Source organism: Roseovarius spongiae (genome assembly GCF_003651245.1).
In the GTDB taxonomy this organism is placed as follows: domain Bacteria; phylum Pseudomonadota; class Alphaproteobacteria; order Rhodobacterales; family Rhodobacteraceae; genus Roseovarius; species Roseovarius spongiae.
Genome location: NZ_RAPE01000001.1, coordinates 908,283 through 931,891 on the forward strand (window position 1 = coordinate 908,283; position 23,609 = coordinate 931,891).

At 66.5% G+C, this 23,609-nt stretch carries 19 protein-coding genes; 14 read left to right on the forward strand and 5 right to left on the reverse strand.

The window, feature by feature from the left end; genetic code table 11:
• The first annotated feature begins 7 nt into the window (after window positions 1–7).
• The 8 genes from phnA to D6850_RS04420 all read left to right on the forward strand — a co-directional run bounded on the left by phnA (window position 8) and on the right by D6850_RS04420 (window position 11,281).
• A complete protein-coding gene (phnA, locus tag D6850_RS04385) occupies window positions 8–1,267 on the forward strand; it encodes a phosphonoacetate hydrolase (RefSeq protein ID WP_121164124.1) in 1,260 nt (419 codons plus the stop codon).
• A 108-nt stretch (window positions 1,268–1,375) separates the two neighbouring features.
• On the forward strand, window positions 1,376–2,833 hold the full coding sequence (gene phnY / locus D6850_RS04390) for a phosphonoacetaldehyde dehydrogenase (RefSeq protein ID WP_121164127.1): 1,458 nt from the start codon (window positions 1,376–1,378) through the stop codon (window positions 2,831–2,833).
• Window positions 2,834–2,894: 61 nt separating this feature from the next.
• Window positions 2,895–4,241, forward strand: coding sequence for a (R)-1-hydroxy-2-aminoethylphosphonate ammonia-lyase (gene pbfA, locus D6850_RS04395; protein WP_206019197.1), 1,347 nt, complete (start codon window positions 2,895–2,897; stop codon window positions 4,239–4,241).
• Complete coding sequence (locus D6850_RS04400) at window positions 4,238–5,083, forward strand: DMT family transporter (protein ID WP_245964093.1); 846 nt, start codon at window positions 4,238–4,240, stop codon at window positions 5,081–5,083. Before pbfA ends, D6850_RS04400 begins: the two co-directional genes overlap by 4 nt.
• Before the next feature lie 59 nt (window positions 5,084–5,142).
• Entirely contained in the window at window positions 5,143–6,825 is a 1,683-nt protein-coding gene (locus D6850_RS04405; RefSeq protein WP_121164131.1) for a Na/Pi cotransporter family protein, read from the forward strand.
• A gap of 166 nt (window positions 6,826–6,991) precedes the next feature.
• Complete coding sequence (locus D6850_RS04410; protein ID WP_121164133.1) at window positions 6,992–8,011, forward strand: putative 2-aminoethylphosphonate ABC transporter substrate-binding protein; 1,020 nt, start codon at window positions 6,992–6,994, stop codon at window positions 8,009–8,011.
• A 108-nt stretch (window positions 8,012–8,119) separates the two neighbouring features.
• The gene (locus D6850_RS04415; RefSeq protein ID WP_121164135.1) at window positions 8,120–9,265 is read left to right on the forward strand and encodes a putative 2-aminoethylphosphonate ABC transporter ATP-binding protein; all 1,146 of its coding nucleotides are present in this window, start codon (window positions 8,120–8,122) and stop codon (window positions 9,263–9,265) included.
• A 3-nt stretch (window positions 9,266–9,268) separates the two neighbouring features.
• Window positions 9,269–11,281 (forward strand): putative 2-aminoethylphosphonate ABC transporter permease subunit, encoded by a 2,013-nt coding sequence (locus tag D6850_RS04420; RefSeq protein ID WP_121164137.1) that lies wholly within the window; start codon window positions 9,269–9,271, stop codon window positions 11,279–11,281.
• Window positions 11,282–11,296: 15 nt separating this feature from the next.
• On the opposite strand, the gene D6850_RS04425 is transcribed toward D6850_RS04420, so the two are convergent.
• Complete coding sequence (locus tag D6850_RS04425) at window positions 11,297–12,157, reverse strand: LysR family transcriptional regulator (RefSeq protein WP_121164139.1); 861 nt, start codon at window positions 12,155–12,157, stop codon at window positions 11,297–11,299.
• A 99-nt stretch (window positions 12,158–12,256) separates the two neighbouring features.
• Between D6850_RS04425 and tmpA the strand changes: the two genes are divergently transcribed.
• Window positions 12,257–13,390: a 2-trimethylaminoethylphosphonate dioxygenase gene (gene tmpA, locus D6850_RS04430; protein ID WP_121164142.1), complete on the forward strand. Its 1,134-nt coding sequence runs from the start codon at window positions 12,257–12,259 to the stop codon at window positions 13,388–13,390.
• Window positions 13,387–13,971: a (R)-1-hydroxy-2-trimethylaminoethylphosphonate oxygenase gene (gene tmpB, locus D6850_RS04435; protein ID WP_121164144.1), complete on the forward strand. Its 585-nt coding sequence runs from the start codon at window positions 13,387–13,389 to the stop codon at window positions 13,969–13,971. The genes tmpA and tmpB overlap by 4 nt, the downstream gene beginning before the upstream one ends.
• Before the next feature lie 25 nt (window positions 13,972–13,996).
• Here tmpB and D6850_RS19230 read toward each other — a convergent pair whose 3' ends face one another.
• Entirely contained in the window at window positions 13,997–14,632 is a 636-nt protein-coding gene (locus D6850_RS19230) for a TetR/AcrR family transcriptional regulator (RefSeq protein ID WP_166433984.1), read from the reverse strand.
• 132 nt (window positions 14,633–14,764) lie between these two features.
• On the opposite strand from D6850_RS19230, the gene D6850_RS04445 reads away from it, so the two are divergent.
• Together D6850_RS04445 and D6850_RS04450 are read left to right on the forward strand one after the other, a co-directional pair.
• Complete coding sequence (locus tag D6850_RS04445) at window positions 14,765–15,577, forward strand: HalD/BesD family halogenase (RefSeq protein ID WP_166433985.1); 813 nt, start codon at window positions 14,765–14,767, stop codon at window positions 15,575–15,577.
• A 71-nt stretch (window positions 15,578–15,648) separates the two neighbouring features.
• The gene (locus D6850_RS04450; RefSeq protein ID WP_121164150.1) at window positions 15,649–17,250 is read left to right on the forward strand and encodes an ABC transporter substrate-binding protein; all 1,602 of its coding nucleotides are present in this window, start codon (window positions 15,649–15,651) and stop codon (window positions 17,248–17,250) included.
• A 96-nt stretch (window positions 17,251–17,346) separates the two neighbouring features.
• Here D6850_RS04450 and D6850_RS04455 read toward each other — a convergent pair whose 3' ends face one another.
• The 3 genes from D6850_RS04455 to D6850_RS04465 are packed head-to-tail and all read right to left on the reverse strand — an operon-like array spanning window position 17,347 to window position 20,905.
• Window positions 17,347–17,952, reverse strand: a complete 606-nt coding sequence (locus D6850_RS04455) for an amino acid synthesis family protein (protein ID WP_121164152.1) — start codon at window positions 17,950–17,952, stop codon at window positions 17,347–17,349.
• Window positions 17,953–17,993: 41 nt separating this feature from the next.
• On the reverse strand, window positions 17,994–20,099 hold the full coding sequence (locus D6850_RS04460; RefSeq protein WP_121164154.1) for a CoA transferase: 2,106 nt from the start codon (window positions 20,097–20,099) through the stop codon (window positions 17,994–17,996).
• Window positions 20,096–20,905 (reverse strand): alpha/beta fold hydrolase, encoded by an 810-nt coding sequence (locus D6850_RS04465; RefSeq protein ID WP_121164156.1) that lies wholly within the window; start codon window positions 20,903–20,905, stop codon window positions 20,096–20,098. Before D6850_RS04465 ends, D6850_RS04460 begins: the two co-directional genes overlap by 4 nt.
• A 156-nt stretch (window positions 20,906–21,061) precedes the next feature.
• On the opposite strand from D6850_RS04465, the gene D6850_RS04470 reads away from it, so the two are divergent.
• Complete coding sequence (locus D6850_RS04470; RefSeq protein WP_121164158.1) at window positions 21,062–22,543, forward strand: aldehyde dehydrogenase; 1,482 nt, start codon at window positions 21,062–21,064, stop codon at window positions 22,541–22,543.
• Between the two features lie 26 nt (window positions 22,544–22,569).
• Window positions 22,570–23,604 carry an LLM class flavin-dependent oxidoreductase gene (locus tag D6850_RS04475; protein ID WP_121164160.1) on the forward strand — a complete coding sequence of 345 codons (1,035 nt, stop codon included), beginning with the start codon at window positions 22,570–22,572 and terminating at the stop codon, window positions 23,602–23,604.
• Window positions 23,605–23,609 lie beyond the last annotated feature (5 nt).

Genomic DNA, 23,609 nt, shown 5'->3' on the forward strand with positions numbered 1-23,609 from the left:
CGAACCCATGCCGATCACCGACCCCGTCACCGCCAACGAGCGCAGCTATCCCGCGCCCAAGGTCTGCGCCATCGCCATCTGTCTTGACGGGTGCGAACCCGAATATCTCGATAAGGCCATCGCCGACGGCCTCATGCCCAACCTCGCGCGGATGAAGGAGACCGGGACCGACCGGCTCGCCCATTCGGTGATCCCGTCGTTCACCAACCCCAACAACCTGTCCATCGCCACCGGACGCCCACCCGCGGTGCACGGGATCTGCGGCAACTTCCTCTATGATCCGGACACCGGCGAAGAGGTGATGATGAACGACGTGCGCTTCTTGCGCGCGCCCACCGTGTTCAGCCGCTTCTACGAGGCCGGGGCGCGCGTCGCCGTGGTCACCGCCAAGGACAAGTTGCGCGCGCTGCTGGGCGCGGGGCTGAAGTTCGACGAGGACCGCGCAAAGTGCTTTTCGGCCGAGAAATCGGACAGCTCGACCCAGGCCGAGCACGGGCAGGAGAAGGCGAGCGCATGGCTCGGCATGGACCAGCCCGAGGTCTATTCGGCGGAATTGTCGGAATTCGTCTTCGCCGCCGGGGTGAAGCTCCTGCGCGAGTGGAAGCCGGACGTGATGTATCTCACCACCACCGACTACGTGCAGCACAAATACGCCCCCGACCAGGCCGAGGCCAAGGCGTTTTACGAGATGTTCGACCGTTACCTCGGGCAGCTCGACGAACTGGGCGCGGCCATCGTCGTGACCGCCGACCACGGGATGAAGCCCAAGCACGACGCCAAGGGCGAGCCGAACGTGATCTACGTGCAGGATCTGATGGACGAATGGCTGGGCGAGGGCGCGGCGCGCGTCATCCTGCCGATTACCGACCCTTACGTCGTGCATCACGGCGCGCTGGGCGGCTTCGGCACCGCCTATCTGCCCGACGGGGCGGACCGCGCCGACATCATCGCGCGGCTCGCGGCGCGTGACGAGATCCTCGAGGTCATGGGCCGCGAGGAGGCGGTCGAACGTTTCGAGCTGCCCGGCGACCGGATCGGCGACATCGTCATGATCTCGACCGAGAACATGACCATCGGCACGTCCGAGGACCGCCACGACCTCGCCGCGCTGAACGAGCCGCTGCGCAGCCACGGCGGGCTGACCGAACAGGAGGTGCCGTTCATCTGCAACCGCGTCATCGACTTGCCAAACAAGCCGGAGTTGCGCAATTTCGATGCGTTCCATTACGCCTGCGCCGCGGCGGCGCTGGAAACGACGCCGGCTTGAAGCATCCCGTCCCGGGCCCGGCCCGGGACCACGCGCGGCCAGAGGCCCCGGGTCAGGCCCGGGGCGCGTGGTTTGCGAACTGCGGGCCGACCCGCCAAGGAGATAGACATGAACAAGATCGCCAAGACAGACATCCGCCACGAAGGCATGCGCATCGGCGGTGAGAAGGTGTTCACCGATGCCGTGATCGAGGTGCGCTACCCCTACACGGATGAACTGGTCGGCACCGTCCCCGCCGGGACCGCCGAACACGCCGCGCGGGCCTTCGAGATCGCCGCGAACTACAAGCCAAAGCTGACCCGGTACGAGCGCAGCCAGATCCTGCACCGCGCGGGAGAGCTGATCGGCGAGCGGCGCGACGACCTCGCCAAATGGCTGACGCTGGAGCTGGGCATCTGCCATCAGCACGCCATCTATGAGACCAAGCGCGCGCAGGACGTCTATCAGTTCGCCGCCGCGCAGGCGCTGATCGACGATGGCGAGATTTTCTCATGCGATCTCACCCATAACGGCAAGGCGCGCAAGATCTACACCAAGCGCGAGCCGGTGCGGACGATCTCCGCGATCACGCCCTTCAACCACCCGCTCAACATGGTCAGCCATAAGATCGCGCCGAGCATCGCCACCAACAACTGCATGGTCTGCAAGCCGACCGAGCGCACGCCGCTCACCGCCATCGCGCTGGCGGATATTCTCTACGAGGCCGGCCTGCCGCCCGAGATGTTCCAGATCGTCACCGGCTGGCCGGGCGATATCGGCGACGAGATGATGGTGAACGAGCATATCGACATCATCACCTTCACCGGCGGCGTGCCGGTGGGCAAGCTGATCGCGGAGAAGGCCGGCTACAAGCGCCAGGCGCTGGAACTCGGCGGGAACGACCCGCTGATCGTGTGCAACGATCTGTCCGAGGCCGATCTCGAAAAGGCGGCGACCATCGCCGTGGCGGGCGCGACGGGCAATTCGGGGCAGCGCTGCACCGCGATCAAACGGATCCTTGTGCAGGAAAGCGTGGCGGAGAAATTCGTGCCGCTGGTGCTCGAGAAGGCGAAGAAGATCCGCTTCGGCGATCCGCAGGATCCCGCGACCGAGCTTGGCTGCGTGATCCACGCCGACGCGGCGGAGCTGTTCGAGAACCGCGTGTTCCAGGCGGAAAAGGAAGGCGCGAAAATCCTCTATCATCCCGAACGGCAGGGCGCGCTGTTGCCGCCCATCGTGGTGGACCATGTGCGCCATGACAGCGAACTGGTGATGGAGGAAACCTTCGGCCCCGTCATTCCCATCGTGCGCGTGCCGGACGACGACGCCGAGGTGATGCGGATTTCCAACTCCACGCCCTTCGGCCTGTCGTCGGGCGTGTGCACAAACGATCTCAACCGCGCGATCGCCTATATCAACGGGCTGGACGTGGGCACCTGCAACATCTGGGAACAGCCCGGCTACCGGATCGAGATGTCGCCCTTCGGCGGGATCAAGGATTCGGGCAACGCGGTCAAGGAAGGCGTGATCGAGGCGATGAAGTTCTTCACCAACGTGAAGACCTATTCGCTGCCCTGGCCGGAGTAGAGATTCTTCGCGAAAAATCTGCGCCTCCGGCGGGAGTATTTGGGGAACATTGAAAATGGTCGTGCAGCATACCGAGGGCGAGGCGAATACCAGCGCGGCGCGGGCCGAATGGGACGCGCGCGAAGGTGATGGGCGCGCACGCGATCTTCTCGGGCGTGACGCCGGGGCGTTTCTGCATCAGTCGCTGTCCTCACCCTGTGTCGCGACCATCGCCAAGGCCGAGGGGATCTGGATCGAGGACGTCGCCGGGCGGCGCTACATGGATTTCCACGGCAACTCGGTGCATCACGTCGGCTATGGCCACCCGCGGCTGGTGGCGGCGATCAAGGAGCAGCTTGACGCGCTGTCCTTCTCGCCGCGGCGCTTCACCAACGATGTGTCGGTGGCGCTGGCCGAACGGCTGGGCGCGATCGCGCCGGGGGATCTCGGCAAGGTGCTCTTCACCACCGGCGGGTCGGACGCGAACGAGGTGGCGCTGCGGCTCGCCCGGGCGGCCACGGGCCGGTTCAAGACGCTGAGCTTCTGGGATTCCTTTCACGGCGCGGGTTTCGGCGCGGCGAGCGTCGGGGGCGAGGCGACGTTTCGCAGCCACATCGCCGGGCCGCTCCTGCCGGGGGCCGAGCATGTCGCGCCGTTCCATTGTTATCACTGCGCCTACGGGCATCCGGGGCCGCAGAATTGCGGCCTGGCCTGCGCCAGCATGGTCGATTACGTGCTGGGCCGCGAGGGCGATGTCGCGGCGGTGATCGCCGAGCCGATGCGCGCGGTCCCCGTGGTTCCGCCGCCCGGCTACTGGCAGGCGGTGCGCGCGGCCTGCAACCGGCACGGCGCGCTGCTCATCATGGACGAAATCCCCACCGGTTTGGGCAAGACGGGCGAGATGTTCGCGTTCCAGCATGACGGGATCGTTCCGGACATCGTGACGCTGGGCAAGGCGCTCGGCGGCGGGATCCTCCCCATCGCCGCCGTGGTGGCGCGCCGCGATCTCGACGTCGCGGGCGATTTCGCGCTGGGGCATTACACGCACGAGAAGAACCCGGTAACCGCGCGCGCGGCGCTGACCACGCTCGACATCATCGAGGAGGAGGGGCTTGTCGAGCGCGCCGCGCGGCTCGGGACGCGCGCGATGGACCGGCTGCGCGATACGCTGCGCGATCAAGCGATGGTGGGCGACATCCGCGGCCGGGGCCTGATGTTCGGCGTCGAGATCGTGACCGACCGCGACACCCGCGCGCCGGATCCCGCACGCGCCGAGGCGATCTACTACGCCTGCCTTGCCGAAGGGCTCAGCTTCAAGATCAGCGCCGGCAACGTGCTCACGCTGTCGCCGCCGCTCACCATCGCCGAGGCCGATCTCGACGCCGCGCTCGGCATTGTCGAGACTGCAATCCGGGATCAAGCGGGTTGAACGCCTCCGTCTTCCTGCTGGTCCTCTTCGCGGCCTTCCTGCACGCCTTCTGGAACGCCATCGTCAAGGGGGCGGGCGACAAGGCGGTGATGCTCGGGCTGATCGCGCTCGGCCATGTCGTGCCGGGCATCGCGCTGGTGCTGTGGTTCGCCCCGCCCATCGCGGCGTCGATTCCCTACATCATCGCCTCGACGGTGATCCACTGGGCCTATTACATCGGGTTGAATGCCGCCTATCGCGTCGGGGATCTGAGCGTGGTCTACCCCGTCGCGCGCGGGCTTGCCCCGGTCATGGTCGCGCTCGGGGCGCAGGTCTGGGCGGACGAGACGCTGCCCCTCGCCGCGTGGTGCGGGATCCTCGCGATCTCGGGCGGGATCATGCTGCTGGCCTTCATGCGCAAGGGCGCGGTCACGCCGAATGCCGGATTGCCGGCGGCTGTGGGCGTGGCGCTCACCATCGCGGGCTATTCCATCGTGGACGGGATCGGGATACGCCTGTCGCAAAGCCCGCTGGGCTATATCGGCTGGTTGTTCGTGGCCGAAGTCCTCGTCGTGTTCTATGTCTTCGGGACGAGATGGCCGCGGGTCCGCGCGCTCAGCCCGCGCGCGGCGGCGCTGGGGCTGTTCGGCGGGGTGGTGTCGGGATCGGCCTATGCGCTGGTGCTGATCGCCAATACGATGGCGCCGCTCGGGATCGTGTCGGCGCTGCGCGAGACGTCGGTGATCTTCGCGGCCCTGATCGGGGTCTGGTGGTTCGCCGAGGGACCGCGCCGCAGCCGCCTGCTGGCGGCGGTGGTGGTGGGGGCCGGCATCGTGGTGATCGCCGGATCGAAGGGAGTTTGAGTGGCACGCAAGCTGCATAACCGACGCAAGCGCGCCGCGCCGGCCCCTGGGGGCGCGGGATGCTGATCCTTTCCTTCATCGTGCAACTCGCGGGCGCGACGATGCTGCTGCTCTACGCGGTGCGCATGGTGCGCACCGGGATCGAGCGCGCCTTCGGGTCGTCCTTTCACCGGGTCATCACCCGCAACCGCAACCCGGTGAGCGCGGCGGCGGCGGGGCTTGTCCTCGCCATCGTGCTGCAAAGCTCGGCGGCGGTGGCGCTGCTGGTGGCGGGGTTCTCGGCCGCCGGCACGCTCGGCTTCGGGGCGGGCCTGGCGGTGGTGCTGGGGGCCGATCTCGGCTCATCGCTGCTGATCCAGGTGCTGTCCTTCGATCTCAACTGGCTGGTGCCGGTGCTCTTGGCGGCGGGCGGCGGGCTCTTCGTGCGCTCGACCCAGCGCCGCCCGCGCCAGTTCGGGCGGATCATCCTCGGGATCGCCTTCATCCTGATCTCGCTGCGCTTTTTGCGCGAAACGATGGACCCGATCCGCGACAGCGCCTTCCTGCCGGCGATCGCCGGCTACCTCGCCAACGATTTCGTGACCGCCTTCGTCGTGGGCGCGTTCCTCGCCTTCATCATGCATTCGAGCGTCGCGGTGATCCTGATGTGCGTCACGCTGGTCGGCGTGCAGGCCATCCCCGAAAGCGCGGGCGTATCGCTGGTGCTGGGCGCGAACCTCGGCAGCGCGGTCATTCCCATATGGCTCAGCCGGGGCATGTCGGCGGTGGCGCGCCGCGTGCCGCTCGCCAATTTCGCGGTGCGCGGCAGCGGCGCGATCCTCGCGGTGGTGGCGGTGAACCAGTTCGACCTGCTGCCCTGGCTGGGGCAGATGGGATCGGCGCAGACGCTGATCAACGCCCATATCCTGTTCAACGCGATCCTGCTGCTCTGGCTGCCCTTCTGCGGGCTGCTCGAGCGGCCCTTCGCAAGGCTGCTGCCCGAGGCGCAGGAAAGCGTTGAGGACCGCTCGCCGATCTATCGCAGCGCGCTCGACGATTCCATGCTGAACAAGCCGCATCTCGCCATCGCCAACCTTCGGCGCGAGGTGCTGCGCATGCTGCAACTGGTCGAGACGATGATCGCCCCGGTGATGGACCTCTACGACGATTACGACCCGCAGCGCGCCCGCGCCGTGACCTCGCGCGATCGCTACGTCAACGCGGCGCTCGACGACATTCGCCGCTACGCCGCCGCGATCCCCACCGATCCCCTCTCCAAGACCGAGACCAAGCGTCTGCGCGAGCTGACCGAGTACGCCATCGCGCTGGAGGTGGCGGGCGACATCGTGGTCAAGCGGCTGGTTCCGCTGGCCAAGGAAATGCGCGAGAAGGGGATCAAGTTCTCCCCCAATGGCCGGGTCGAGATCAGCCACATGCACGAAAAGGTGCAGGCCAATATCGTGCTGGCCTCCAACCTGCTGATTTCCGACGACCTCGAGAGCGCGCGGCTCCTTCTTGAGGAAAAGCAGGAGATGGCGCGGCTCGAACGCAAGAGCCGCAAGCGCCATCTGAAGCGGTTGGGCGAGGGCGTGCAGATCAGCTTCGATTCGAGCGACATCCATCTGGAGACCGTCGGATCGCTGCGCGACTTCAACAGCCATGTCGCATCGGCCGCCTATCCGATCCTGCACCGGGGCGGGCAGCTTCTTGAGACGCGGTTGATCGAACAGGATTTCGAGGATTACGATATTCGCGAACGCTGAATGCGCGGCGCGGCCGAGGCGCGCCGCATGAAATCGGCCGGAGGATAGATTATTGTTATGTGCCGGTAGGAAATATCGATTATGCTTCTCGCGTTACTTTGTAAGAGTATCGCCAGACCACAAGGCCCGGAACCGGAGCCACCGAGAACAACAGAGGAGATAAAACATGAATCAATTTAGAAAGACGCTGATCGGGGCGGCGGCCGCCGCGCTCGCCGCGACCGGAGCCCTGGCCGAGACCGAGCTGACGGTCTACACCGCGATCGAGGCCGAAGACCTCCCGCGTTACGCCGAAACCTTCAACAAGAGCCACCCGGACATCACCGTCAACTGGGTCCGTGATTCGACCGGCGTCATCACCGCCAAGCTGTTGGCGGAAAAGGACAACCCGCAGGCCGACGTGGTCTGGGGGCTGGCGGCCACATCGCTGTTGCTGCTGAAGTCCGAAGGCATGCTCGAGCCCTACGCGCCCGCAGGCGTGGACGAGCTCGATCCCAAGTTCGTCGACAAGGACAACCCGCCCGCATGGGTCGGGATGGACGCCTGGGTGGCGGCCGTTTGCGTCAACACCATCGAGAGCGAGAAGCTCGGCCTTGACATGCCGTCCTCGTGGAAGGACCTGACCGACCCGCAATATGAGGGCCACGTCATCATGCCGAATCCGGCCTCGTCCGGCACCGGCTTCCTCGACGTGTCGAGCTGGCTGCAGATCTTCGGCGAAGAAGAGGGCTGGGCCTACATGGACGCGCTGCACGAGAATATCGCGCGCTACACGCATTCCGGCTCGGCCCCGTGCAAGATGGCGGCCTCGGGCGAAATCCCGATCGGCATCTCCTTTGCCTTCCGCGGCGCCAAGTCCAAGGCCGCCGGCGGCCCGATCGAGATCGTCGTGCCGTCCGAGGGCGTCGGCTGGGACATGGAGGCGAGCGCCATCGTCGCCGGCACCGCACATCCCGAAGCGGCGCAGAAGCTGATCGACTTCACGGTCACCAAGGAAGCGAGCGAGATGTATAACGTCGGCTATGCCGTGGTCGCCTATCCGGGCGTCGCCAAGCCGGTTGAGCATTTCCCCGAAGGTCTGCTCGATGCGATGATCGACAACGATTTCGAGTTCGCCGCGAACAACCGCGCGCGCATCCTCGAAGAGTGGCAGAGCCGCTACGGCAGCAAATCCGATCCCCAGTGATCGCCGGCGCCGGGGGCGGGTCTTGCGCCCGTCCCCGCGCCAAGCCGACGTCCCCCGCGCCACAGCCCGCCCGGCCAAGCGCGACCCGATCGGCGTTTTTCAAATACCATGAATGAGGATGATCAAGTGCGCGACGCGGAACATCGCCCCGATCCCTACCTGAAGATCGAAAATCTCTGGAAAGCCTTCGGGAAATTCGTCGCGCTCAGGGATATATCACTGCGGATCGAGGATGGTGAATTCATCTGTTTCCTCGGCCCCTCGGGCTGTGGCAAGACCACGCTCCTGCGGGCCATCGCCGGGCTTGACCTGCAAACCCGCGGAACCGTTGAGCAGGGCGGACGCGACGTGTCGAACCTGCCGCCCTCGCAGCGCGATTTCGGCATCGTGTTCCAGTCCTACGCGCTGTTCCCGAACCTGACCATCGAACGCAACGTCGCCTACGGGCTAGAGAATACGGGGCGCAGCAAGGCCGAGATCAAGGAGCGCGTCGCCAGCCTGCTCCAACTCGTCGGCCTGCCCGACCAGGGCCGCAAGTATCCCGCGCAGCTCTCGGGCGGGCAGCAGCAGCGCATCGCGCTGGCCCGCGCCATCGCCACCAATCCCGGCCTCCTGCTGCTGGACGAGCCGCTCTCCGCGCTCGACGCCAAGGTGCGCGTCCACCTGCGCCACGAGATCAAGGAGCTTCAGCGCAAGCTGGGCGTGACCACCGTGATGGTGACCCACGACCAGGAAGAGGCGCTGACCATGGCCGACCGGATCGTCGTGATGAACCACGGCGTGATCGAACAGGTCGGCACGCCGACGGACGTCTACCGCCGGCCGCAGACGCTTTTCGTGGCGGATTTCATCGGCGAGATGAACCAGATCCCGGCCACCGCAGGCGGCGAGGCGCAGATCGACATCGGCGGCGTGGTGATGCAATTGGCCTCCCATGACTTCCCCAAGGGACACGCGATCGTCGCCGCGATCCGTCCCGAGGACGTGATCCCCCATGGCGCGCGCGCGCATGAGCCCGGCGGCGACGACAAGATCGAAACCGAGGCCAACGCGCTCGAGGTCGATGTCGCCGAAATGGAATTCCTCGGCTCGTTCTGGCGCTGCACGCTGAAACACGCCTGCTTCAAGGATGGGAACCTCTACGCCGATTTCTCGATGAACGCGGTGCGCCGGCTCGACGTGCGCGAGGGCGGGCGAATGACCGTCGAACTGCCGAAATCGCGCCTGATGGCCTTTGATCGACCGGAGGGCTGAACCATGAGCGACGCCGCCTACACGATCCCCGAGGGCAAGAACATCAAGGGCAAGCTGTCGCGCGACGACCTGATCATGCGCGCGAGCATGATCGTGATCGGCCTCTACCTTCTGGTGTCGATGGTCCTGCCGCTCTACGCAATGCTGTCGAAATCGGTTTCGACCTTCCGCTTCGACCTCGCCGCGTTCGAGGTCCAGGTAAGCGACGAGAGCGGCGCGAATTTCTCGGAACCCGTGACGTTCGAAACGCTGAACGAACGCCTCGGCGTGGTCGAGGGGCTGGACTTCATCGCCGGCTCGGACGGGCGGTTGGGGGTGACGCAGTTCTTCCCCGATTTCAGCTTCCGCAGCCCGGTCATGTATCGCATCCGCTCCAACCAGGAGGACGGCCGCTTTCTCGTCGGCTCGACGCTGCACACCGGGACCGAATGGCTGGAGCTGGACAGCAACACGTTCCGCCGCGTGCAGCTGCGCCCGGAGCAATCCTACGGGCTTGGCAACTTCAAGACCTATTTCTCGACGCCCGCGCTCTCGGATTCGATCAAGAACTCGGTCATGATCGCGGTGATCAGCACGATCGTGACCGTCAGTCTCGCCTTCTGGTTCGCCTACGCCCTCAACCGCTCCTGCATGCGCTTCAAGGGGGTGTTCCGTCTGATCGCGATGGCCCCGATCCTTGTGCCGTCGCTGCTGCCGGGGATCGCGCTGGTCTATCTCTTCGGCAACCAGGGCTTTCTCAAGGAGCTTCTCATGGGGGCCGAGATCTACGGCCCGATCGGGATCGTGATCGGCTCGGTGTTCTTCACCTTCCCGCATGCGTTCATCATCATATCGACGGCGCTGGCGATCTCGGACGCGCGGCTCTACGAGGCCTCGGTGTCGCTGAAGGCGAGCGCCTGGCGCACCTTCTGGACGGTGACGGTGCCGGGCGCGCGCTATGGGCTCGTCTCGGCGGCCTTCGTGGTGTTCAACCTCGTGATCACCGACTTCGGCCTGCCCAAGGTGATCGGCGGGCAGTTCAACGTGCTGGCGGTCGACATCTACAAACAGGTGATCGGCCAGCAGAATTTCGAGATGGGCGCAGTCGTGTCCGTCGTGCTGGTGCTGCCCGCGCTCCTGGCCTTCGCGCTCGACCGCTACGTGCAGTCGAAACAGGTGGCGCTGCTGTCCGCGCGCTCGGTGCCCTACGAGCCGACGCCGAACCGGCGGACCGACAGCATCTTCTTCGTCTATTCCTGCCTCGTCGCGGTGTTCATCGTCGGTATCCTCGCCGTCTGCCAGTTCGCCGCGCTGGTAAAGTTCTGGCCCTACGACCTCAGCTTCAGCCTCAACAACTACCGGTTCAACCGCATGGACGGCGGCGGATGGGCGGCCTATTTCAACTCCATCAAGCTGGGCCTGCTGACCGCGGTTTTCGGGACGGCGGTGGTGTTCTTCGGCGCCTACCTCGTCGAGAAATCGAACGGCTTCCGCACGGGGCGCACGATCTTCCAGATGTTCGCGATGATGCCGATGGCGATCCCCGGCATGGTGCTGGGGCTGGCCTATATCTTCTTCTTCAACAACCCCGAGAACCCGTTCAACTTCATCTACGGCACGATGACGATCCTCGTCGTGTGTACGGTCACGCACTTCTACACCGTGTCGCACCTGACCGCGACGACCGCGCTGCAACAGATGGACCGCGAGTTCGAGAGCGTGTCGGCCTCGTTGAAGCAGCCGACGCTGAAACTGTTTTCCCGCGTCACCGTGCCGGTCTGCCTGCCCGCGATCCTCGACATCTCGATCTACCTCTTCGTCAACGCGATGACGACGGTGTCGGCGGTCGTGTTCCTCTATTCGCATGACACGGCGCTGGCGTCCGTCGCGGTGCTGAACATGGATGACGCGGGCGACATCGCGCCGGCGGCGGCGATGGGGATGATGATCTTCTACACCAACGCGGGCGCGCGAATTCTGCACCTGATCGCCTCGCGCGGCATCATCGGGCGCACGCAGGCGTGGCGGCATCGCTGAGCCCGTAGCGGGCGCTCAGCGTTCCTGGAAAAGCGCGCAGAGCCGCCGCCAGAGCGTCTTGCCCACGGCGTCCCGGTCGGCCTGCATCCAGTAGGTCTGCGGCGGCTCCAGCGGGCGCCGGGCAAGCGGCGCGACCGCGCCGGAGCCGAGCGCGGCGCGGGCCAGCGGCAGCGAAGCGAGCAGCACACCTTCGCCCGCCACCGCCGCCGCCAGCGCGGCCGCGAAACTGTCGAAGCGCAGCGCCGGCACCGGCGTCGCCGGGTCGCCGCTGAACCGCGCCCAATCCTGCCAGCCCGGCCGCGGTCCCGAGAGACCGATGCGCGGCAAATCCTGCCACCGCTTCGCGCCCGCCGTAAGCTCCGGCGCGGCCACCGGGCAGAGCGCCTCACGAAAGAGCGGAACTCCGAGATGCGCCGGACCTTCGCCGGTTCCGTAATCGATGCGCACCGCCGCGCCTTGGTGTCGGGCCGATCCGGGCAGGACCCGGGTCGAAAAGACCAGTTGCGGGCGCGGTCCCGCCCCGCCGCGCCCGAGCCGCGGCGCCAGCCACAATTCGATCACCGAGGCGCTGGCCGAGATGGTCAGCGCGTCCTGCCGCAACCCGAATATCTCGTCATAGCTGTCGCCGAGGTCGCGAAGCGCGGTCGAGACATAAGGAAGCCAGGTTTCGCCGTCCACCGTCAGCGCGATCCCCCGCGCCCCGCGCAGGAAAAGCGGTCGGCCAATGCGCGCCTCGAGCGCGCCGATCCGCTGGCTCACGGCGGCCTGCGTTACCTTCAGGTCGCGCGCCGCCGCGGTGAAACTGCCGGTGCGCCCGGCGGCCTCGAAGGCGCGGACCCATTCAAGCGGCACGCCGCCGAAGGGAGATTCAGGCATAAGGAAATCGACCTCTCAGGCGAAGAACTTGTCCATTGTTTTTATGCCCGGCCCATGTGACGCTGCAAGCCGAAATCCCCTGTGAAGGAAAGGTTCCGCATGACCCGACATGCTCTCGACGTCTCGGACGACGGACGGATACTCACCCTCTCCGGCTCGGAGGGGCCGCTGCGCTTTCACGCCGTTTGGTTGCGCGACAATGCCCAGGATGAGGAGACGCGCGCGCCCGGCAACGGCCAGCGTCTGATCGCGCTGCGGGACATCCCCGAAGATACGCGGATCGAGGCCGCGGAACAGGCGGACGACACGCTTCGCCTGACCTTCGCGCCCGAGGGCAAGACGATCGCGTTCGATACTGGCTGGCTTGCCCGCCACGCCTATGATCGCGCCGATGACCGCGCGCCGGGCTGGACCGCGCCCGTGGTGGAAACATGGGACAGCGCGCTGATGAACGCGGCGCCGACCGGCGATTTTGGCGAGGTCTCGGCCGACCCGGCCGCGCGGCGGGACTGGCTGGCGCAGATCGCGCGCCTTGGCTTTGCCCGGCTGACCGGCGGGCCGGTGGAGGACGGCGCGCTGTTCAAGGTCGTGGATCTCTTCGGCCATGTGCGCGAGACGAATTACGGGCGCAAGTTCGAGGTCCGCACCGAGGTGAATCCCACCAACCTCGCCTATACCGGGCTCGGGCTTCAGGCGCATACCGACAATCCCTACCGCGATCCCGTTCCAACGGTCCAGGTGCTCTATTGCCTCGAAAGCTCGGCCGCGGGGGGTGAGAACATGGTCGTGGACGGCTTTGCCGTGGCGCAGCGGCTGCGGGACGAGAACCCCGAATGGTTCGACGTGCTCAGCCGGCATTGCGCGCGGTTCGAATACGCCGGCGGCGACGGGGTCTGCCTGCGCTCGCGCCGCCCGATGATCGAGCTCGCCCCCGATGGCGAACTGATCGGCGTGCGCTTCAACAACCGCTCGGCGGCGGCGATCACCGATGTGCCTTTCGACGACATGCCCACCTACTACGCTGCTTATCGCCGCATGGGCGAGATCATCGACGATCCCGCCATGGAGGTCACGTTCCGGCTGGACCCGGGCGAGGCGTTCGTGGTGAACAACACCCGCGTGCTGCACGCGCGCAAGGGCTATTCCGGCAGCGGCACGCGCTGGTTGCAGGGCTGCTACGCGGACATGGACGGGCTGCGCTCCACGCTCGCTGTGCTGGAGGCGGGGCGATGAGCGACGCGCCGACCCTCACCCGGCAGACGATCGTGCCCTTCCTCGCCGACATTTTCGAACGTCGCGGCGGCGAGGAGTACCTGGGCGAGCCGGTGACGATGGCCCAGCACATGCTGCAAGGCGCGACGCTGGCCGAGGAGGCGGGCCGCGACGAGGTCATCGTCGTCGCGGCGCTCCTTCACGACATCGGGCATTTCACCTCCGAATTCGGCATGTTCCGAATGGACGACACCGAGGATCGCCACCACGAGGACGCCGGCGCCGCGGTGCTCGAAGGGTTCTTTCCGCGCCTCGTCATCGACTGCGTGCGCCACCACGTCGCCGCGAAACGCTATCTCTGCGCCACCCGGCCCGATTATTTCGCGCGGCTGTCCGAGGCGTCGGTGCATTCATTGAACCTTCAGGGCGGCCCGATGAGCGCCGATGAGGTGGCGGAATTCGAACAGAACCCCAACCTCAAAGAGATCATCGCGGTGCGCTACCTCGACGACGCGGGCAAGCACGCGGACATGCGAACCCCCGATTTCGCCCATTTCGCCCCGATGGTGCAGCGCGTCGTCGATCGCCACTGCGGCGCCTGAGCACGGCGCGGGGCAGGGGGCGGGCTTATTCGATTCGCAACTCGCGGCGCAGATAATCCCGGCACATGCCGATGGCCTGCTCGCCGGTCATCACGTCGTCATGGATCGACAGCCCCAGCCACAGGCCGTCCGACAGCGCGATGAACCCGAGCGCGACCTGCCGCGCGTCGATCTCCGCGCCGGTTTCCGCCGCGGCGGCGGCGACCAGACGCTCGGTCCGGGCGATGTACCCGCGATAAAGCTGCCGGTTGGCGGCCCGGACGCGCGGGTTGAATCGGGTCTCGTGCCAGAGCGCGAGGAACGCGGTGCGGTTCAGGTCGCTGAAGGCCGGCGCGGCGAAAAGCGCGGCGGGCATGCTCAGCAGCTTGTCGGCGGCCGGGCCATCACAGGCGTCCAGCGCGCGCTGGACCGATTCGGATATGCCTCCGAACAGGTGTTCGAGCGCGGCGACCATGACGTCGTCCTTGCTCTGGAAGTAATGCCCGAGCAAGCCGCGCGAGCTGCCCGCCGCCTTGCAGATGGTGCTTACCGTGGTCCCGGAGACGCCCTTTTCGGCAAGCGAACGCAGCGCGCCTTCAACAAAGGATTTGCGTCTGAATTCATTGATTTCCGCATGGGTGCGCGGGCGCGTCGCCTGGCGGGTGGGGGATATTTCGGGCACGTTGGGCTCCTGCTGCTGGGCGGCCGTCACTCTAGCGGATCGGCAGGTCGATGCAATTTATTTGTTGAGCGTCCAACAAATTTATGGAAGCGTTTCGAGTCATCGCCGCCGCAGCAGGAAAGGACCGCCGAAATGCGCCCGGAAGAAATCGTTAACCTCGACGCCTATCCGATCATGGATCCGGACAGCCCGGCATGGTCGGACCTGGTCGGACGACTCCGGCGGGAGCTGGACGAAAGGCAGTACGTCTCTCTGCCCGACTTCATCCTGCCCGCCGCCCGCGAAAGGGCCGTGGCCGACGCGCTTGCCGCGCTGCCGCGCGCGCATCACAACAGTTCGCGGCGCAACTGCTACCTGCACCGGCAGGGCGATCCGTCGCTGCCCGACGATCACCCGCGCAACATCATGCTCGAGGCCAGCACGCGGATGCTCGCCTATGACCAGTTCCCGGACGATTGCCCGGTAAAGCTGCTCTACCACTGGGAACCGGTCCGCCGGATGGTCGCCGGGATCGTGGGGCGCGACCGCCTTTTCGACAACGAGGATCCCTGCCAGCCCGTCAACCTGCTCTGCTATGAAACGGGCGATCGCTCCGCGTGGCATTTCGATTCCGTCAACGCCTTCACCATGACGCTCATGCTTCAGGCGTCCGAGTCCGGCGGCGATTTCGAGATGGCGCCGAACACCCGCACCGATGACGACGAAAATCACGACTACGTCCGCCGCGTTCTACTGGGCGAGTGTCCCGAAGACGTCGTGTCGGTGGCGCGCGAGGCGGGCGCGCTCTGCATCTTCCGCGGCTGCAATTCGTTGCACCGCGTCTCTCCGGTCGCGGGACCGTCGACGCGCGTCATGGGCGTCTTCGTCTACGAGGACGAACCCGGGATCGTCGGCGATCCGGAGGTCAACGCGACCGTCTATGGCCGCGAGGTCGCCCCCGGCTGAGCCGGAATATGTCTAGACATAATAGCCGGCGCACACGAATGCGCCGGCGCAATCCCAACAGGAGCCAGACCATGACATACCGTATCCACCCAAGACCCGCACCGCCGGGATCCGCCACCGCCCTGTCGCGCCGCGCCTTCATCCAGCGCGCGCTGTCGACAGGGGTTTCGCTGAGCGCCGCCACCGTCCTCGCGGACCGCGCCCTTGCCGCCACGCCGGTCAGGGGCGGGCACATGCGGTTCGGTATCGGGCATGGCAGCAGCACCGATGTGCTCGATCCGGGCAAGGTGCTGAACGGGCTGCTGTCGGCGACGCATTACGCGGTGACCAACACGCTGACCGAGGTGGATACCGACGGCCGCCTCATACCCAAGCTGGCCACCGAATGGGACGCGACGCCCGATGCGCGGATCTGGACGTTCAAGCTGCGCCAGGGGGTCACGTTCCATGATGGCAAGCCGCTGACGACAGACGACGTCATCGCGTCGATTAACCATCACCGAGGCGAGGACTCCAGTTCCTCCGCCAAGACGATGGTCGCGGCGATCACCGACGTCAAGGCGGACGGGCCGGACCGCGTGGTGGTCGAACTGAGCGGCGGAGACGCCGATTTTCCGTTCAAGCTCAGCAGCTTCAACTTTCCGATCTACGCCGCGCGCGCCGATGGCAGCCTCGCCTTCGAGGACGGCGTGGGCGTGGGCGCCTACAAGCTGACCGGTTTCGAGCCTGGCGTGCGCGCCACGTTCGAGAGGAATCCGGATTACTGGAACGCGGAGCGCGGCCATTTCGACAGCGCGGAACTCATCTCGATCAAGGACGTGACCGCGCGCACCAACGCGCTGCGCACGGGCGCGATCGACGGCATGGACCGTGTCGAGTTGAAGACCGCCGCGCGGCTCAGGGAACTGGCGGGCATCGACGTGCACGAGGTCGAGAGCAAGACGCATTACACCTTTCCAATGCACACCAACGCCGCGCCCTTCGACGACAACCATGTCCGCATGGCGGTCAAGCTGGGGCTCGACCGCGAGGCGATGTTGCAGACAATCCTGTTCGGTCATGGGCAGGTCGGCAACGATCACCCCATCAGCTCCGCCTATCCGTATTTCGACGCCGACCTCGCGCAGCGCGCCCATGACCCGGACAAGGCCAGGTGGCATCTGAAGCAGGCCGGGCTCGACTCGGTCGCGCTGACGCTGCACGCCTCCGACGCGGCCTTTCCCGGCGCGGTCGACGCCGCCGTTCTCTACAAGGAACAGGCCGCCGCCGCCGGGATCGACATCACCGTGAAGCGCGAACCGAGCGATGGCTACTGGTCCGAGGTCTGGATGCAGAAACCGTTCTGCGCCTGCTACTGGCCGGGCTACGCCACGCAGGACAGCATATTCACCCAAGCCTACGCAAAGGGCGCGTCCTGGAATGACACCCTGTGGGACAATGCCCGTTTCGATTCCCTGCTCGTGCAGGCGCGCTCGGAACTGGACCCGGCCACGCGCGGGGCGCTCTACGCGGAAATGCAGGCGCTGCTGCGCGACGATGGCGGGGTGGTCGTGCCGTTCTTCGCCAACGATGTCTTCGCGGTCTCCGACAAGGTGGGCATGGGGCAGGTTTCGAACAACTACGAGGTCGACGGGCGGCTCTTTCTCGAGCGGTGGTGGTTCAAGCCCGCCTGATGGCGGTTTGACGCCGTGAGCGGGACCTCGTCCCGCATCGGTGATCGGGGGGCGAGGCGGCGGCGCGCGGGCAGGAGCGGGCGGTTCAGCCCGAGGTCACTTTACCCCGGCGGGGTTCTCCACGTCGCGGCCCAACGCCTTGAGGTCGGAATACCGATCCCCGATACGGTGGTGCGGGCGCCCGCCGGTCGCGGCCCCGAGCGCGACGACCACCTCGTCATGCGCGGGCGCGTCGTAGATCGAGAACTGCACCGTCAGGTAATGCGAGCGCCGCCCGGTGTCGTGCTTGTCCATCAACGGGATCTGCACCTGCGTGTTCGCCGGGCCGCGGGTGTTGGTGAAGCCGAGATAGCTCTTGGCGCCGACCGCCTCGCGGTAGAAATTGCCGAATTGCAGCGTGTGGATGAGGGCCGAGGCGTGCTCGAGCTCGCAATCCGTGCCGGCGATGCAGGCCTTGCCGTAGGCCTCGATCGCGTCCCCCGAGCCTGCCAGCGCGATCAGCCGGTCGGTGAGCGCCTTGCCCAGCGGCGGGGCGAGGCGCTGGATCTCGGGCGCGAGATCCTCGACATATCCCTGTCCACGCCACGGGTTGCGCAGCACGGCGGCGACGCCGATCATGCGCAGCACCGGATCGGCGGGTTTCTCGCCCTCGCGGTGGATGTCCTCGTCGAAGGTGACGATCTTTCTCAGTTCCGGGAACATGTTCGGTCCTTTCTCATGTTTCGCTTGCGTCTGATCGGTGGTCAGGACCTGCCCGGCGCGGCGACGCGATGCACCGTGCCGGTGGTCTCATCCCCCTGGTAGATGCCGAAGGCGCCCAGGCGAAATTCCTCGCAATAGCGGCGCAGCATGCTGCGTTCGGCGGAGTCGGGCACATCGTCCAGGGGCATGTCGTCGATATCGAAGAACCTGTACCCGGCGGGCGCGTATCCCTCGGCGGTGCCGCGGTAATAAATGACATGCTTGTTGGTCTTGCTGTCCTGGTAGACCCCGTAGAGAAACCCGAGCCGCGCGTTGACGCTCAGTTTGGCGAGGTGGGTCTCGAGACCGGGCAGGCTGGGATGCGGGTGCGGGGCGAAGGGCACGCTGGCGGAGCCGTCCTCCCTGATGCGGAACAAAACCTGCCGCCCGCGGGCGAGCACGGCGCCGATCTCGATCCGGTTGAGTTCGGACATCGCCGACACGAGGTCATCCTCGGGCCGCGCGGACACATACGCGCCGCGGAAATAGCCCAGCGGCCTGCCTTCATAGGCGCTGAAATCGATGACCTGGCCCAGCAGGATCACATGATCGCCCGCGTCGATCAGCCGCGCGCGTTCGCACACGATCTCGGCGAGCGCGCCCCTGATCAGCGGCATGTCCGCCGTCCCGCTTTGCCAGTCGCACCTGGCGAACTTGTCCGGGTCGCGCGAGGCGAAGAGGCCCGAGACCTGTTTCTGCTCTTCGCTCAGCACGTTTACGGCGAAATGCGGCGCGGTCTTGAACACCTCGCAGCTATGGGCCGTCTTGCCGATGCAGACCAGCACCATCGGCGGGTCGAGCGACACGGAGGTGAAGGAATTGGCGGTGAACCCGCGCGGCGCGCCGTCGGCCTGACGGGTGGTGATCACGGTCACGCCCGTCGCGAAGGCGCCCAGCGTGTCGCGCAGCGCGCGCTTTTGCGGATCGCTCATGGGGACCTGGGGCATTTCCGACAGGTAGCGGTCGGTGTCCTGTCCCAGCGCCGGCGGGGTGCGCAGTTCGGGCGCCGGCGTGTGCGAGAACCGCAGCGGATTGGCGGCGACCGTCCAGCCGGGCCGCTCTGGGTCGGGATGGGGGATGTTGGCCAGCATGTCGCGGGCGGCGATATGCGGATCGGCCATGATGTCGGCAATGGAGTTGAGCGGACCGAAGGGCAGCTTGCCGCCCAGCAGTTCGGTCAGTTCGGCCTTGGTGAAGCCGCGCGACCAGTCGGCGACGATGCGGTTGACCTCATCGCGGTGGGCGGCGCGCGCGGCGCGCGTGGCGAAGCGCGGATCGTCCGCCAGCCCGTCGTGCCCGATGATCTCCGCCAGCACGCGCCAGAACGCATCGTCCACGATCCCGAGCGCGATCGCGCCGTCGCTGGCGGGGAAGGTGCCGAAGGGCGCGAGGAAGGGATGCCCGTTGCCCTCGGGGCCGGGCGTGTTTCCGGTCATGTCGTGCAGGTAGATCGCGCGTTCGCACAGAGACACCATCGCGTCATACATGCCCAGGTCGATGAACTGCCCCTCGCCGGCGGCCTCGGCGTGGCGCAGCGCCGTGACGACGGCAAAGGCCATCATCATGCCGGCGAAGATATCGCCGATCCCCGGTCCGACCTTGGTGGGCGTGTCGGCATCCGGGCCGGTCAGCGACATGATCCCGCCCATCGCCTGCGCCACCACGTCGTAGGAGGGCCAGTCGGCATAGGGGCTGCGCCCGCTGCGCGGATCGCCGAACCCGCGGATCGCGGCATAGACCAGCCGCGGGTTGAACGCGGCGAGTTCTTCGTAGCCAAGGCCCAGCCGCTCCATCACGCCGGGGCGGAAATTCTCGACCAGCACGTCGGCGGTGGCGACGAGCGCGCGCAGCGCCGCCTTGCCCTCGTCTGTCTTGAGGTCGAGCATGACGCTTTTCTTGCCGCGTTTGAGGCTGACGAAATAGCCCGCCCAGTCCCGGCCGGGGTCGTCGTCGCGCCAGGGGCCGTTGCCGCGGCTGGTGTCGCCGTTCGGCCCTTCGATCTTGATCACCTCGGCGCCGTGATCGGCCAGCATCATCGTGCAATACGGCCCCGACAGCATCCGCGTCAGGTCGAGCACGCGCACGCCTTGCAGAACGCCCCCGCTCATGCGGCGCCGCCTTTCAGGCAGCGGGAGAGGAAATCCGCCAGCGGCGCGTTGATCGCATCCGGATCCTCTGCCAGCGCCATGTGACGCAGCCCCCGGAGGATCAGCAGTTCGGCGCCCTCGATCTCGGCGGCGATGGCCTGCGACATTTCCGGGCCGTTGCCGTAATCCTCGTCGCCGGTGATGACCAGCGTGGGCGCGGCAATGGGGGGCGAGGGGGCCACGATCTCGTCGATGCCGGTGGCGAGCACGCGGTAGAGCCGGGGATAGACGTCGCGGTCATTGGCCAGCACCCAGCCGCGCACCCGGTCCATCATCTCGGGGTTGGCGGCGCGAAAATCGTCGGTGAACCAGCGTTCGAGCGCGGCCTCGATCGTTGCGGCGGGGCCGTCGGTCGCAGCGGTCTCGACCCGCTCGACGATCGCCTGCTGCGCGGCGGCGCTGCGCCGGTGCGGCGAGTGCAGGATCGCGAGCGCGGTCACGCGGTCGGGGTGGTCCTGCGCGAAGCACCGCGCGATCATCCCGCCCAGCGAGAAGCCGACGACCGCCGCGCGGTCGATCCCCCAATGATCCATCACGCCGCCAAGCTGCGCGGACAGGAGCGACAGGGACGGCTCCTCGGGCGGGGCGGCGCTGTCGCCATGCCCGAAGAGGTCGTAGGTGATCACGTCGAACCCGGCCTCCAGCGCGGGGCGCTGCCATTGCCACGCCGCCTGCTGCATGCCGAGCCCATGAACGAGAACGACCGAAGGCGCACCGGGATCGCCGCTCCGCTCCGTGACCGTTCCGGATTCCGTCCGCTCCCGCATTTCGACACCCCCGCCTTGTTTCCTGCAGGCACATTGGCCGGGCCGGGCGCGCCGCACTTGGTAAATTTGGCCTGACATTGGCCAAAAATCTAAATCCTGTCGGGCGAAATTGGAAAAAGTGGGACTCATCCAGCGCAAAGAGAGGAGTGCGGCCCCATGTCCGACATACGCGACTACGAGATGCTGATCGACGGCGCATGGTGCGGCGCATCGGACGGCGGCACGTTCGACAGCGTGAACCCGGCCACCGGGGCGGTCTGGGCGCGCATCCCCGAGGCGACCGAGGCGGACGTCGATCGCGCCGTGCGCGCGGCGCATGACGCCTTCACCAAGGGCGACTGGGCGCGCATGACCCCGTCCGAGCGGGGCAAATGCCTGCGCCGGCTGGGCGATCTGCTGGCCGACAAGTCCGAGGAGCTGGGCCGCACCGAGACCATCGATTCGGGCAAGATGCTCAAGGAAACGCGCTGGCAGGCGAAATACATCGCCGAGTTCTTTCACTTCTACGCCGGCGCCGCCGACAAGATCAGCGGCGACACCCTGCCCATCGACAAGCCCGAAATGTTCGTGTTCACCAGGCGCGAACCGCTGGGCGTGGTCGCCGCCGTGGTGCCCTGGAACAGCCAGCTTTTCCTTGTCGCGGTCAAGATCGGCCCGGCGCTGGCGGCGGGCAATACCGTGGTGCTCAAGGCCAGCGAACACGCCAGCGCCGCGATGCTCGATTTCGGGCGGCTGATCGAGCAGGCGGGCTTTCCGCCCGGCGTCGTCAACATCGTCACCGGCCACGGCGAGCCCTGCGGCCGCGCGCTTACCGCGCACAAGCTGGTTTCGCGCGTGTCCTTCACCGGCGGGCCGGGCGCGGCACGGCATGTGCTGGAGAATTCCAAGAACAACTTTGCCGAGGTCAGCCTGGAACTGGGCGGCAAATCGCCCTTCATCGTCTTCGAGGACGCCAATATCGAAAGCGCGGTGAACGCCTCGATCGCTGGCATTTTTGGCGCGAGCGGGCAGAGCTGCGTCGCCGGCTCGCGGCTCTACCTGCACGAGGAGATCGCGGATGAATTTCTCGAGCGCATGATCGCGCAGGCCCGCGAGATCCGTATCGGCGACCCGCTGGCCGAGGAAACCCAGATGGGTCCGCTCTGCACCACCGGGCAGCGCGACACGATCGAGCGCGAGCTGAAGCACGCGGTCGGCGAAGGCGCCGAGATCCTGACCGGCGGGGAGCGCCCGGCGGGGATGGAGGGGCTCTATTTCGAACCCACCATCGTCGCCTGCCCGCGCCAGGACCTGCGCATCGTCGATACCGAGCTGTTTGGCCCGGTCCTCTGCGTGCAGCGCTTCAAGAGCGAGGCGGAAGTTATTGAACTTGCGAACGATACCGAACACGGGCTGGCCGCCGGGATTTTCACCCGCGACAGCGCGCGCTCCTTGCGCATGTCATCGGCGGTGCGCGCCGGGATCGTCTGGGTCAACACCTATCGCGCCGTGTCGCCCATCGCCGAGTTCGGCGGGATCAAGGGATCGGGCTATGGCCGCGAGAGCGGCTTTCAGGCGATGTACGACTACACCCGCCCCAAGACCGTCTGGATGAACACGTCGGATACGCCGGTCGGCAATCCGTTCGTCATGCGCTGAGCATTGAAACCCAAGGGAGCAAACCGATGAAATTCCACATCGCCATCAATCTCGAGCGGATCGACGACAGCCGCGACATGGCGGAGGTCGCGCGCCACACGCTCGAGATGGTGCAGATGGCCGAGGAGGGCGGGTTCGAGATCGCCTGGGCGGCCGAGCATCACGCGCTCGAGATGACGATCGCGCCCAACCCGTTCCAGATCCTGACATGGTGGGGCGAGAACACCAGCCGAATCCGGCTTGGCACCGCGGTGGCGACGGCGGCATACTGGCACCCGATCAACCTCGCGGGCGAGGCGGCGTTCCTTGACCTCATCAGCGGCGGGCGGCTGGAATTCGGCATCGGATCAGGCGCTTATCAGCGGGAGTTCGACCGCATGAAGCCGGGGCTGAAGCAGTCCGACGGCTGGCGCTACATGCAGGAGATGCTGCCCGTCGTGCGCACGCTCTGGCAGGGCGACTACGCGCATGATGGCGACTACTGGCAGTTCCCGACCGCCACGTCGGTCCCCAAGCCCGTGCAGCCGGAGGTGCCGGTCTGGGTCGCGGCGCGCTCGCCCATCACCTACGACTACGCCATTCGTGAGAAATGCCACGTCAACTGCTGGCCGCTCACCCGGTCGTTCGAAGAGGCCGAACTTTACAAGCGGCACCTCGACGAGGCCATCGCCAAGGCCGATAACGGCTGGATTCCGCGTTTCGCGCTGATGCGTCACGCGGCGATCTACGACAACGAGGCCGACCGCGCCGCGGCGCTCGACGCGATCCGTACGGTGCTGAGCCAGTTCGAGAACCTGTTCCGCAACGCCGGCGACGTGGTCAACGGTTTCCCCAAGTCGATCCCGCTGGATGAGTTGAAGGGGCGCGAGCAATACGACCCCGCCATGCTCGAGGAGAACCTGATGTTCGGCACGCCGGACCAGGCGGTGAAGAAGCTGCAACGTTACCGTGATCTCGGGGTGGACGAGTTCATCTACTACGCCTCGATGGGGCTCGGCCTGGAAGAGCAGAAGCGGTCGCTGCGGCTTTTCTGTGACGAGGTCATACCGGAATTCAAGTGAAGGAA

Excerpts from the sequence above, each read along its gene's own strand:
- D6850_RS04470 (WP_121164158.1), top strand. The coding sequence starts at position 21,062 with ATGTCCGACATACGCGACTACGAGATGCTGATCGACGGCGCATGGTGC.
- D6850_RS04410 (WP_121164133.1), top strand. The coding sequence starts at position 6,992 with ATGAATCAATTTAGAAAGACGCTGATCGGGGCGGCGGCCGCCGCGCTC.
- D6850_RS04405 (WP_121164131.1), top strand. The coding sequence starts at position 5,143 with ATGCTGATCCTTTCCTTCATCGTGCAACTCGCGGGCGCGACGATGCTG.
- tmpA (WP_121164142.1), top strand. The coding sequence starts at position 12,257 with ATGACCCGACATGCTCTCGACGTCTCGGACGACGGACGGATACTCACC.
- D6850_RS04420 (WP_121164137.1), top strand. The coding sequence starts at position 9,269 with ATGAGCGACGCCGCCTACACGATCCCCGAGGGCAAGAACATCAAGGGC.
- D6850_RS04415 (WP_121164135.1), top strand. The coding sequence starts at position 8,120 with ATGAATGAGGATGATCAAGTGCGCGACGCGGAACATCGCCCCGATCCC.
- D6850_RS04455 (WP_121164152.1), bottom strand. The coding sequence starts at position 17,952 with ATGTTCCCGGAACTGAGAAAGATCGTCACCTTCGACGAGGACATCCAC.
- D6850_RS04425 (WP_121164139.1), bottom strand. The coding sequence starts at position 12,157 with ATGCCTGAATCTCCCTTCGGCGGCGTGCCGCTTGAATGGGTCCGCGCC.
- D6850_RS04465 (WP_121164156.1), bottom strand. The coding sequence starts at position 20,905 with ATGCGGGAGCGGACGGAATCCGGAACGGTCACGGAGCGGAGCGGCGAT.
- phnA (WP_121164124.1), top strand. The coding sequence starts at position 8 with ATGCCGATCACCGACCCCGTCACCGCCAACGAGCGCAGCTATCCCGCG.
- D6850_RS04460 (WP_121164154.1), bottom strand. The coding sequence starts at position 20,099 with ATGAGCGGGGGCGTTCTGCAAGGCGTGCGCGTGCTCGACCTGACGCGG.
- tmpB (WP_121164144.1), top strand. The coding sequence starts at position 13,387 with ATGAGCGACGCGCCGACCCTCACCCGGCAGACGATCGTGCCCTTCCTC.
- D6850_RS04450 (WP_121164150.1), top strand. The coding sequence starts at position 15,649 with ATGACATACCGTATCCACCCAAGACCCGCACCGCCGGGATCCGCCACC.
- phnY (WP_121164127.1), top strand. The coding sequence starts at position 1,376 with ATGAACAAGATCGCCAAGACAGACATCCGCCACGAAGGCATGCGCATC.
- D6850_RS04475 (WP_121164160.1), top strand. The coding sequence starts at position 22,570 with ATGAAATTCCACATCGCCATCAATCTCGAGCGGATCGACGACAGCCGC.
- D6850_RS04445 (WP_166433985.1), top strand. The coding sequence starts at position 14,765 with ATGCGCCCGGAAGAAATCGTTAACCTCGACGCCTATCCGATCATGGAT.